This window comes from Bacteroides sp. An269 (genome assembly GCF_002159755.1).
Taxonomy (GTDB): Bacteria; Bacteroidota; Bacteroidia; order Bacteroidales; family Bacteroidaceae; genus Phocaeicola; species Phocaeicola intestinalis.
This window is the reverse complement of record NZ_NFJG01000132.1, coordinates 1-10,802: the sequence shown is the minus strand read 5'-3', so window position 1 is coordinate 10,802 and position 10,802 is coordinate 1. Positions and strand designations below refer to the sequence as shown.

Below are 10,802 nucleotides of genomic sequence, written 5' to 3'. Positions count from 1 at the left end.
ACATGTCATACATGGTACTCCTTACGCTCTGCCCTTAACCGCCGGAGCCTCTGCCCCGGGCTTTCCTGAATGCCCTCGACCATCATTACCAGGTCACGCCATTCCATGGGATAACTGTCTGATTCCGGGTCGTATTCCGGCAGTTTGAAGCGTCCGGCCTCCAGCCGTTTGACGTACATCACCATGCCGCCGTCTTCCGCATGAAGCAGCTTCATAAGCCTGCGGTTGGAGCCGATGAAGATGAAGACATCGCCGTTCTTCACCTCACTTTTCATCTTTTCATGCACCACCCCGCACAGCGAACTGATGCCCTTGCGCATGTCCGTCCTGCCGGGACACAGGAAGTAGCGCATCGTGTCGTTCAAGTTAAACATGGCCGTCCTGCAGACTTTGGTTCAACACTTCCATCAACAGCTTCTCTGAGCCGCTTCCAAAGTGGGCACGGAGTCCGTTGGGAAACAACAAGGACACGCCGTAAGGAGCCTGTTCATCCAAGGACAATTCTGCTGTTGGCCGTTTGATATTGATCGGAGCCAGCTCTTGTTTGATACTGTCTTTCTCGGCAGAGTATTTCTTTTGCCAATAGTGATAGGTGGAATAACTCACTCCTATCTGTCGTAGGTACGACTTCAATGACAGGCCGCTTTGTTGCACCTGCATTTCTAATTCTTCAAATCCAGTTCTGTTCATTGCTATTCGGTTTGATTGTTATGCGGGGCAAAATTACAATCAAACCATAGGGCATGCAATGTGTATTTCTTAGAATGCTTACCATTCTTCTGTGTATCCTTGTGTAGTCTGTGTTCTATGATAGCATCACAAGAATCCGTTGTCAACTCCCGATTCGCATAATCAGCTGGTAAAAAACAGGGAACGGGGGTAAACAAAATAATGCTCTTGCGTTATATTTTAAAAACAACAATATACCGAATGCCATGAAACAGCTATATATCATCCTCCTTGCTTGCCTGCTTGTCGGATGCCAGGAAGAACAACTTATGGACAACTCACTTATAACAGTCTCCATCCAAGGAAACCAATTGGAAGGGATGACCCGGAACAATGAAGGAAAAAATATCTTCACCGCAGGCGACAATGCCTCCCTTTTCAGTCAAGGAGGAATAAACGCCAACAATATCGCCCTGACTTATCAAGATGGGGAATGGCATCCTGAGACTCCATTGTACTGGGATAAAAGTGGAAACGAAGCATCGGTTGTCGTCTACTATCCGGCATTCGCATCAACCCAACAAGAACTTTACGATACGGAAGGAAATCTGAAAGACATCTTATATGCAGCTCAAGAAACGCCCTACGGCAAACCAGTCGAACTGCAATTCGAACATCTCTTTGCCAAAATCACTTTTGAGACAGATGAATCAATCCATACACAGATGCAAAACATCCGTTTTACCCCATCCGTCCGACTGGCAAGCATAGAGCCTCACACCCGAACATTCACATTTGCAGAAACTCCGGCACCTACCGTTTCTTTCGAAAAACGAACCGACCGTATGTATACACTTTTCATACCTCCTGCCGACAATGTTTCTGTCGACATCAGGCTTGTCACCCCCGAAGGTGAACTACAGCTCACCACTCCGACACAATCTTTCATTTCGGGACACCAATATACCTACCGGCTTATTTCCAAAGAAAAAGAAACCGGCATCTACACCGCAGAAGAATTTATCGCATTCTCCCATCTGATAAACGGGATGGAATACGAAGGCTACACGCTGGACGATTTCGGACATGAAGTAGATGGCGTCATGACCTATTTCCTTTGTGCGGACATTGAGTTCACAGAAGAGCAAAGTGAGCAAGTGCAGCCGATAGGCTGTAAGTCGACAGAATTTGGTAAAAGCAAATCTTTTAATAAATGTTTTGACGGTCAAGGGCATTCGCTTTCCAATCTACGTTTGATTACTCCGGAAGACACTAAACATCAGGGACTATTCGGATATATAGGCGAGCGAGGAATGGTAAAAGACTTGACTTTAGAAAACTGTTCGTATGTCAATCTTGATTTTCTTAATGAAACTCATTATGATGGAATGATTGTCGGTTTTAATGAAGGGAATGTGATTGGTTGCCATGTTCTATCGTGTAGTATCGAAGATAAAGCATTTGGTTATGCAGGAGGCTTAGTTGGTGAAAATAAAGGTACTATTGCCAATAGTTCAGTATGTAATGTTAGTTTTGAAGGAAGGCTTGATGGTATAGGAGGATTATGTGGACATAATTATTTGTATGTTATCAATAGTTATGCAAGTTCTTGTCAGTTTACGAAAAACGCCAATGCAGGAGGTCTATGTTATAATATGGCTTCCGGTGCTGTGCTGACGAATTGCTATGTACATGCCCCATTTTTCAATGGGAACTCACAATCCGCTCTCTTTTCTTATCAACTTTCAGCCGGTATATCTAATAATTGTTATTATCCGAAAGATAGTGGTCTAAAAGAATTTTATAAGGGCACGAAAAATGAAGGGAAAAATTATGCATACGATACTGATTTCACCGTTACCGATACGGGCGAAACCCTTTTGGATGCCTTGAATGCCTGGGTAGACAAGCAGCAAGGCGAGTATAACGGACTTCCCCTTTTGCATTGGGAAGCAGGAGATGAAGGTGTTCCAGCCAAGTTGGCAGGCCTTTAAAAGTCTGTTTTGAGTTTTGTGTGATGATGTAGGATGAATTTTTAAGAGCTATTCCCAATAACCAGTAAGGCAGAATCAGCAAACAAACCCCAAAACCCAAAAACTTAAAAACTTAAAACGCATGAACTCATCCCCATTATAGTTTTTTATCAGCCCAAAAGACTACATCTGTGCAAAATGTTGTAATTTTGCGCCCAAACTCAAGAGTCTATGGAAAAAAATAAAAAATTAGTTGGAGCGATTATTCTATTGATTGTCATTGTTGCAGGCGTTTCTTTCCTTGCCGTGAACGAATACCGGAAAAATAAGGAAATGGCCGAAGTGTTTGCCGTAGAAAAACAAGAAATGGAAAATGAATATAGCGCGTTTGCTACACAATACGATGAACTTCAGGTGCAAATCAACAACGATTCGCTTCGTGAAAAACTGGAAAGTGAAAAGTTGAAGACCCAACGGTTATTGGAAGAACTGCGGCAGGTGAAGACAACCAATGCTGCCGAAATATTGCGGTTGAAGAAAGAATTGAAAACCGTACGTGCCGTGCTGCGTACCTATGTTATCCAAATTGACTCGCTCAACCGGCTCAACGCTGCACTGATGGAAGAAAATCAGGAAGTGAAAAGCAAATACTCAGCTGCCACAGCGCAAATCAATACCCTCTCGCAAGAAAAGAAAAACCTGAACGAAAAGGTATCGCTAGCAGCCCAACTGGATGCCACCAACATCTCTGCACTACCGATGAATAAACGTGGCAAGAAAGCACGAAAGGTAAAAGACGTGAAAAAAATTGCTATCTCGTTCACCATCGTAAAGAACATCACTGCCGAAACGGGCAACAAAACAATCTACGTCCGCATTGCCAAGCCCGACAATGACATCCTCTCGAAAGGCAATACCACCTTTGCCTACGAAGACCGTGAAATTACTTACTCCATTAAAAAGTATATTGAATATACCGGAGAAGAACAAAGCGTTACCGTCTATTGGGACGTGGAAGAATACCTTCCTGCAGGTACCTATACGGTCTATATCTTTGCCGACGGCAATATGATCGGACAAAACTCGTTTACCATGAAATAAAAGCCTGCATCATGAAAAGAAGCCTATTCCACATCCATGCGCTATGCATGCTTGCATCTGCCTTATTCCTTGCATCGTGCGGACAAGACCGCTCGGGGGAATATTATGCCCTCATCGGGCCAAAAACGTGGATGTACGAAACCATGCAACAACATTACCTGTTTTACGAAGACCTTCCCACCGAAGAAGGACTGAACTTCTTCGATAAGCCTGAAACATTTCTCCAGTCGGTTGTTTCTTCACAGGACCAGAAAAATGGAAGCGTGTTTTCCCACATTGATTCGGTAAATGTTTCACGTGTACAAAGTGCTTACCCCACTTTCGGATTGGAAGGCTCATTGATACGCAATACCAACGGTGACTATGTAGTACATATATTATATGTGTATCCTGATTCTCCAGCTTCTGAAGTGGGACTGAAACGCAACGACTGGGTGGTAAGCGTGAACGACCGGGCTTTGAATACAAGTAACTTCGAATCTTTCTTCCAGCGTCCCAGCAGCTCCTGCCGCTACCGGGTAGCTACAGAAGTAGATGGACAGCCGGATACATCCTACGTTGACATGCCTGCTCCCCGAATCATCGAACAACCCAGCGTATTTACCTATAAGACCATAACCGCCGGAAGCAAAAAAGCTTTTTATATCCTCTACAATGGATTTGAAACGGACGACGAAGAATCACTGAAAGCAGCCTTCAACGAAGCTGCCGCCCAGTCACCATCCGACATCATCCTCGACCTTCGCTACAATCCGGGTGGCTATGTATCCACAGCCCAATTGCTTAGTACCATCCTTGCCCCACAAGGTGCAATGGGACAACCGTGGCTTACAATGGTATTCAATGACAAGACTGATCCTCAGACACAGACCTATACTTTTGATGCCAGCCTGCTGCAAGGGGTAACCAATCTGAATTATGACCACCTGTACGTCATCACCACCTCTAATACAGCCTCGGCATCCGAAATTGTTATCAATACCTTGCGCCCATATTTAGGTGATAAGCTATTACAAGTAGGTGCTGCCACCTTTGGAAAAAATGTGGCACAGAGCCTGTTTACCAATGAAGCTTACCCGCAACTGGAATTCTGGTTAACCACCTCGTATACAGCTAACTCGGAAAACTTTTACGATTATTATACTGATGGGCTGCAACCTGATTATGTTTCATCTGAAGACTTAACTGCCAATTTAGGAGAGTTCGGCACACCAGCCGACAGTATTTTGGCTCCGGTATTTTATCATTTGGAACACGGCACGTTTCCCTCGACTGGAACAGAAGAAAGTACCCGTTCAACAGGAAGCAAAATTATTTATAACCCTATAGACCACAAACCAAAGCGAAGCCAAATGTCAATAAAATGAATGTTGACATTTATCAGCATGTTCTCATGAAAACGCAATAGGACAGGCTTTGCCAAATAAATCGCCCAAAGCACACACGAAACGAACACATCAAGACAAGAAAAACTTTTTGGAGAAATTCAAAACAGTTTCTCTTGGCTTTATGCTATTTTGCTAGCACATTTTACAAACATAGGAACTAAAAATTCACCGCAAAACAATGCCTGTTATTTTCATACCAGTAGTTCACTTTCCATCCATGGTATTCGCAAACCGCTTTCACTATCGCCAGTCCTAATCCATTACCTTTTGTTTTTTCTGACGGGCGGTAGAAGCGATTGAATACCTGCCGGGCGTCCAATTCCGGCTCATCGGAAGTGTTCGATACGATAAGCTGCCTGCCGGTCAGAACAAGAGTGATGTCCCCATTCGGACGGTTATGGCGGACAGCATTCACCACAAGATTATTCACGAGACTTTCCAGAAGGGTGCGGTTGGCACGTATCATCAGCGAAGTCTGGAAATCTTTGCGGAGAACGATGTTTCCCATAAGGCATTCCAATGAAGGCAGCAGTCTGTCGAGAAAATCGCCCAAACTGATGGTTTCCATCTGTTCGTACTGGCGGTTGTCTATCTTGGCAAGCAGCAACACCGCGATACACATTCTTGACGCAATCCCTCACACCCACCTCCGCCAGCTTCGCCTTCAAGTTCTTGATGTGCGTGTAGACGAAGTCGTGATTGTCCAGCATATCCGCCATGTCGCCGCTGGGATACTCTCCATCCCTGCCTTCGACACCGCCTTGCCCACGTTACCGATGAAGGGCCGACAGCTCCCTTTCGTCTTCGATTATCAGCAGTTTCATTGCGTTTGATGAATAAACATGGAAGCAAAGGTAATAGGAAAATGTGAAGATATATTGAAGAAGAATCGAATTTTTCACTATATTTACCCACAAAACTACTTATACTGAAAAAGATATGGATACTCAGACATTCATCAGCAAATACCGCCAGGCTTTTGGTGAAACGGCGGAACTTCCGCTTCTGTTCTATTATGATAACGAACCGGTGGCAGATACAGATAAGATAAACGGTTGTCTCTTTAAGGGAATGAATGCCGCGAGAAAAGGGAAAGGGCTTAGCCTGAATGCCGAGACCATCGGTTGTGGCGGAGGCAAGCTCTATACCGCCTTTGCGCCGATGCCTGAGCATGTGCCCGGCTTTGTGTCACATAAAGAACGCTACAAGGCTTCTCCGGAAGATGTGATAACGTGCATTGAACGGCTTGATATACGGCCGGCTGCTAAAAAGTATCTTAATTTCATACGGATTGACCGCGTAGAGAGTTTTGAACCCATGGAAGGGATTTTGTTTTTTGCTACTCCCGACATGCTGTCAGGACTGGCAACTTGGGCATTCTTCGACAATAACGCCGATGATGCTGTCTCCTGCATTTTCGGCTCAGGCTGTTCATCAGTTGTAGCCCAAGCCGTAAAAGAAAACAGAACAGGCGGCCGTCGTACGTTTATAGGTCTGCTCGACCCTTCCGTGCGCCCTTATGTAGAAAGCAATGTGCTGAGTTTTGTGATTCCGGCAAGCCGTTTTAAAGAGATGTATCAGGCAATGGACCGTTGTTGCCTCTTCCATACGAATGCATGGAGTAAGGTAAAAGAACGGATAACCAACAGCATCTGACCTGCGCTTACTTGATTAACATGATGATGCTTCCGCCCGTTATCAGCAGCGCGCCCACTACCACCCGCAGGCTGACCGGTTCCTTCAGAAACAGGAACGACAGGCAGATGGTGATGACGACGCTCAGTTTGTCTATCGGTGCCACGCGCGACACGTCGCCTGTCTGCAGTGCCTTGAAATAGAACAACCACGACAGCCCCGTCGCCACGCCGCTCAGCACGAGGAAGAGCCAAGCATGACGCGGTATCTCCCTTATCTCGCCCACGTGCTGCCCGAAGAGCACGATGCCCCACGTCAGCAGCAGGATGACGGTGGTGCGGATAGCCGTAGCCAAATCTGAATTAATGTCCTTCACGCCCACCTTGGCGAAGATGGCGGTCAGCGCGGCAAAGAGGGCGGACAGCAGTGCGTAATATTTCCACATAATCGCTTTCCTGTTTTTAAGTCGGTTGCAAAGTTATTGTATCTGCGCAAAGGTAGGAGCGGATTTTGTAGGAATTTTGAAGAAAGAAGGAAAGCCTCTGCCGGGAATAGTACTTTTTCCTGTAAGATTTGTCGGAGCTTCGGATGGGGGCGGATTACTTAGCATAAGGCTTGTATTCTTCAGGGATAGGAATATGGAAATGGTAGCACAAGGCAAGCACATCTTTAATATCGTTTTCATCAAAAACATATCCTGTGTGGAAAGCGACCTGTGCCTGGGGAGGAATACACGACACTTTCTTTCTGCCGATACAGCCTTCTCCATTGAACGTGTCCGCCGGATAAATTGCTCCTTCAAAAACAATCTTCCGTTCCGAAGTATATGTAAACAAATGCAAGTCCACCGTCCGCCCATCCGCATCTGCGAAAACGATGTGCTGCGGAGTGGAATATGTTTCTGTCCGTTCCTTGAATCCCTGTTGATGTAAAGCATGAATGAAACGCACAGCCTGCCTTTCTTCCACAAACAAGTCAATGTCTTGATGTTCTCTCGTTTGTTCGCCTAACAATGCATCTACACCCCAGCCGCCGTCAATGAAAACATTTATCTCCAATTCTTCGGCAAGCATGATTAAATCAATAGCATCTTTTTCGGTAATCATATCTAAATTTTGGAAGTTTGTTTGCGAAGGTATGAAAAATCAGCAAGCTTGGCAAACACTAAACCTCATCAAAAACAGATTTACACCGTCGGCCCCCCGAAAGACTCTACCGGGCAAAAATATGCCGGAATATTTCTTTCACTACTTCTGACTTCGCATCGGCATACTCTTGTACATATTTCCAATCTTTGGCAGCCAAATGCTTTTTCGTGTTTGCATACAGACGGCGGTCATCTTCATGCGCTATCAGCCAATCACGGAAGTCTATCATTCTGTCTGCTTCCTTGCATCCGATTGAAAAGACATGCAAATTCACTTCCGGCGATTTGCCTTTGAACATCCGATGTTCAAACCATTCTGGTTCACGGATTCTAAGAACATATCCTGCGTCTTGCAATAACCTCACGTAGTAGGTTTCATCTGCCGAATCTGGTACCAAAAGAAGAATGTCGATAATCGGTTTCGCGCATAATCCAGGAACTGAGGTGGAGCCGACATGTTCGACAATAATCTCTTTTCCGCACAAGGCTTTTTCTATCCGACTCTTTTCACGTTGAAACATAAGTTTCCAATGAGGGTTATATTCATCCAAAATGATTTTCTCCGACAATTCGGCAAGATTCCCGATAGTTACCTTTTCAAGATAATCTTTTGATGTCATAGTTTTTTCTTGCGAAGGTATGAAAAATCAGCAAGCGGAGCAAACACCAATCCCCACCATTCACCGGTAAATCCTCCACATCAGCGCCGGAAGCACCACCAGCAGCAGGGGCAGACCTGCCACGAAGAGGATGGGCTTGGCGTAGAGTTGATGAATCGAAAGAGTTGCTTTCATATCCAAGTTGTGTTTAGTGGTTCCAGTAATTGTAGGCGGCAATGACAAGCTGCCGGTTCGTGCGCATCAGCAGGGCATCCCGTTCCGTCTGTATCTTGTTGCGGAGCACGGTCAGGTAATCCAACACGGACACCTGCCCGGCCTCCACCTCCCGCGCGTAATCGGACAGGACACGCTCGTATCCGGCGAGTTGCTCCGTCAGAGCCTTGTCCCTCCGGTCATATTTCTCCAACTCCGACAGGCATTGGCGGAGCCTCATGCTGCGTTGGTATTCGGCATGGTCCCGGTAGATGCGTATGCTTTGCTGCTGTAATTCCGCCTGACGCTCCTTCCAGCGCTTTTGCCTGCCGTCGAAGAGCGTCCACGTAAATGTCAGTCCTGCGCTCCAGCCGAAATGCCTGTACCATTGCGAGAAGCTGCCCGTCTGTATGCCTCCGTCCACAAACAGGTCCAGCCGCGGCTTGTACTGCAAGTTGAAAGAACGCAGCGATGCCGCCGTGTTCAGGCTGTCCAACCGGTACTGTTCCGTCACCGCGCGTTCCAGTTGGTTCTCTTCCAAGCGGATGTGGTTGCGAGCCATATCCATATTGATGCGGGATTGCTCCTGTGCCACTTTGTAAGACGAATGTCCCAAGAGTGGTTGTGTCTACGTGGCTCCGGTATGCAGGTGCCCGCTGCTCTCGCCCAAGTCGTAGCCGTAATAATCCGTGGCATCCTGTGCGTTCCATCGGAAAGAAGTCGTCCCCCCGTCTTTGGTCAGGACGGGTACGAACAGGTAATCCCCGTTCAGCTCCAGCCGTGAACGGGTGTACAGCGCCTTCAGCCGCCGGAGTTCCGCCTGCTCTATTTGCAGTTGGTTGCGGTAATCGTGGAGCAAGGGGCTGTAGTGCTTTGCGGCTTCTGCATAATAAGACAAATGCATCAAGGCATGAAAACTTTTTGAAGAAATTCACAACAGTTTTTTAAAATCTGAACCAATGCTTTGCCAATCAAATAAAAAGCATTACCTTTGCAGCCGCTAATACGAGTTATTAGTATAATTCAAATCATTTTATTATTTACTAAACTTTATATTTAAAGATGGCAACAAAAATCAGATTGCAAAGAAACGGACGCAAAGGATATGCGTTTTATTCAATTGTTATTGCAGACTCAAGAGCACCACGTGATGGTAGATTTATTGAAAAAGTTGGTACATACAACCCCAATACCAATCCTGCCACAGTAGATTTGAATTTCGACCGTGCATTGTATTGGGTAAAAGTAGGTGCACAACCTACAGACACTGTACGTAACATCTTGTCTCGCGAAGGTGTTTATATGATGAAACACTTGCAGGGTGGTGTTGCAAAAGGCGCATTCGATGAAGCTACAGCACAGGCTCGCTTCAGCGCTTGGAAAGAAAACAAACAAGCTAATTTGGCCGCAATAAAGGCTAAAGCAGAAGAAACCAAACAAGCAGCCGTTAAAGAACGTCTGGAAGCAGAAAAGAAAATCAATGAAGAAATTGCTAAGAAAGTAGCTGAAAAGAAAGCTGCTGAAGCAGCCGCTAAGGCAGAAGCTGAAGCTGCTCCTGCAGAAGAAACTCCAGCTGAAGAAGCACCTGCTACCGAAGCTCCGGCTGAAGCATAAATTCGCTTTTTGACGTAATAAAAGCGAGGCTGTCGCAAAATAAAGAATGGCAATACTTCTTGCCATTCTTTATTTTTTTAATGGATGTCCGCAAACAGCCAATGTAGGGGCGTATCGCATACGCCCGGATGCACCAACTTATCCACGCCGAAAGAGTTATTATGTTTCAGTTGAACCACGGATATAGGTGCAACGGTAAACGCAGATAGGCTCATCCGCTGTAAGATTAATAATCTTCAAGCTGCAAGATTATTAATCTTACAGCTTGAAGATTATTAATCTTACCAAACGAAGCTATCTGCGTTGAAGCAAGAAGATAATAACAGTTTCGCTAACCAATTTTGTTTACTACACTTAGAAGCTGTTTTGAATTTCTCCAAAAAGTTTTTCTTGGCTTGATGTATCCGTTTTCGTGTGTGCTTTGGGCGATTTTTTGGTTCTTTTCGCTCCTGTTCTTCGTCAG

14 protein-coding genes and 1 pseudogene are annotated in these 10,802 nt (G+C 45.6%); 5 read left to right on the top strand and 10 right to left on the bottom strand.

The genetic code is table 11. The features are described from left to right. Window positions 1–5: 5 nt before the first annotated feature. Together tnpB and B5F71_RS17085 are read right to left on the bottom strand one after the other, a co-directional pair. Window positions 6–374, bottom strand: a complete 369-nt coding sequence (tnpB, locus tag B5F71_RS17090) for an IS66 family insertion sequence element accessory protein TnpB (RefSeq protein WP_013616133.1) — start codon at window positions 372–374, stop codon at window positions 6–8. After that, on the bottom strand, window positions 367–690 hold the full coding sequence (locus tag B5F71_RS17085) for a hypothetical protein (protein ID WP_087212709.1): 324 nt from the start codon (window positions 688–690) through the stop codon (window positions 367–369). The genes tnpB and B5F71_RS17085 overlap by 8 nt, the downstream gene beginning before the upstream one ends. 245 nt (window positions 691–935) lie before the next feature. Between B5F71_RS17085 and B5F71_RS17080 the strand changes: the two genes are divergently transcribed. From B5F71_RS17080 to B5F71_RS17070, 3 genes are all read left to right on the top strand, one after another. Beyond that, window positions 936–2,663: a fimbrillin family protein gene (locus tag B5F71_RS17080; RefSeq protein WP_087212706.1), complete on the top strand. Its 1,728-nt coding sequence runs from the start codon at window positions 936–938 to the stop codon at window positions 2,661–2,663. A gap of 210 nt (window positions 2,664–2,873) precedes the next feature. Next, entirely contained in the window at window positions 2,874–3,743 is an 870-nt protein-coding gene (locus B5F71_RS17075; protein ID WP_087212703.1) for a hypothetical protein, read from the top strand. 11 nt (window positions 3,744–3,754) lie between these two features. Then, window positions 3,755–5,110 carry a S41 family peptidase gene (locus B5F71_RS17070; protein WP_087212701.1) on the top strand — a complete coding sequence of 452 codons (1,356 nt, stop codon included), beginning with the start codon at window positions 3,755–3,757 and terminating at the stop codon, window positions 5,108–5,110. A gap of 178 nt (window positions 5,111–5,288) precedes the next feature. Here B5F71_RS17070 and B5F71_RS17065 read toward each other — a convergent pair whose 3' ends face one another. Continuing rightward, window positions 5,289–5,597 (bottom strand): ATP-binding protein, encoded by a 309-nt coding sequence (locus B5F71_RS17065; protein WP_241148641.1) that lies wholly within the window; start codon window positions 5,595–5,597, stop codon window positions 5,289–5,291. 148 nt (window positions 5,598–5,745) lie between these two features. Continuing rightward, window positions 5,746–5,868 (bottom strand): annotated as a pseudogene (locus tag B5F71_RS21085) (DNA-binding response regulator); the annotation flags it as partial. A gap of 202 nt (window positions 5,869–6,070) precedes the next feature. Between B5F71_RS21085 and B5F71_RS17055 the strand changes: the two are divergent. Further along, a complete protein-coding gene (locus B5F71_RS17055; protein ID WP_087212698.1) occupies window positions 6,071–6,787 on the top strand; it encodes a DUF169 domain-containing protein in 717 nt (238 codons plus the stop codon). Between the two features lie 7 nt (window positions 6,788–6,794). Here B5F71_RS17055 and B5F71_RS17050 read toward each other — a convergent pair whose 3' ends face one another. From B5F71_RS17050 to B5F71_RS21080, 5 genes are all read right to left on the bottom strand, one after another. Next, on the bottom strand, window positions 6,795–7,211 hold the full coding sequence (locus tag B5F71_RS17050) for an EamA family transporter (RefSeq protein ID WP_087212696.1): 417 nt from the start codon (window positions 7,209–7,211) through the stop codon (window positions 6,795–6,797). Window positions 7,212–7,365: 154 nt separating this feature from the next. After that, complete coding sequence (locus B5F71_RS17045; RefSeq protein ID WP_087212693.1) at window positions 7,366–7,872, bottom strand: aminoglycoside nucleotidyltransferase; 507 nt, start codon at window positions 7,870–7,872, stop codon at window positions 7,366–7,368. Between the two features lie 106 nt (window positions 7,873–7,978). Then, on the bottom strand, window positions 7,979–8,533 hold the full coding sequence (locus B5F71_RS17040; protein ID WP_087212689.1) for a GrpB family protein: 555 nt from the start codon (window positions 8,531–8,533) through the stop codon (window positions 7,979–7,981). A 187-nt stretch (window positions 8,534–8,720) separates the two neighbouring features. Beyond that, a complete protein-coding gene (locus B5F71_RS17035) occupies window positions 8,721–9,341 on the bottom strand; it encodes a TolC family protein (protein WP_241148640.1) in 621 nt (206 codons plus the stop codon). A 12-nt stretch (window positions 9,342–9,353) separates the two neighbouring features. Next, window positions 9,354–9,632, bottom strand: coding sequence for a hypothetical protein (locus B5F71_RS21080; RefSeq protein ID WP_241148639.1), 279 nt, complete (start codon window positions 9,630–9,632; stop codon window positions 9,354–9,356). 155 nt (window positions 9,633–9,787) lie between these two features. Here B5F71_RS21080 and B5F71_RS17030 point away from each other — a divergent pair, with 155 nt between their 5' ends. Continuing rightward, window positions 9,788–10,339, top strand: a complete 552-nt coding sequence (locus tag B5F71_RS17030) for a 30S ribosomal protein S16 (RefSeq protein WP_087212686.1) — start codon at window positions 9,788–9,790, stop codon at window positions 10,337–10,339. 281 nt (window positions 10,340–10,620) lie between these two features. Here B5F71_RS17030 and B5F71_RS20450 read toward each other — a convergent pair. Then, a partial coding sequence (locus B5F71_RS20450; protein WP_158098131.1) for a hypothetical protein occupies window positions 10,621–10,802 on the bottom strand: 182 nt, incomplete at its 5' end.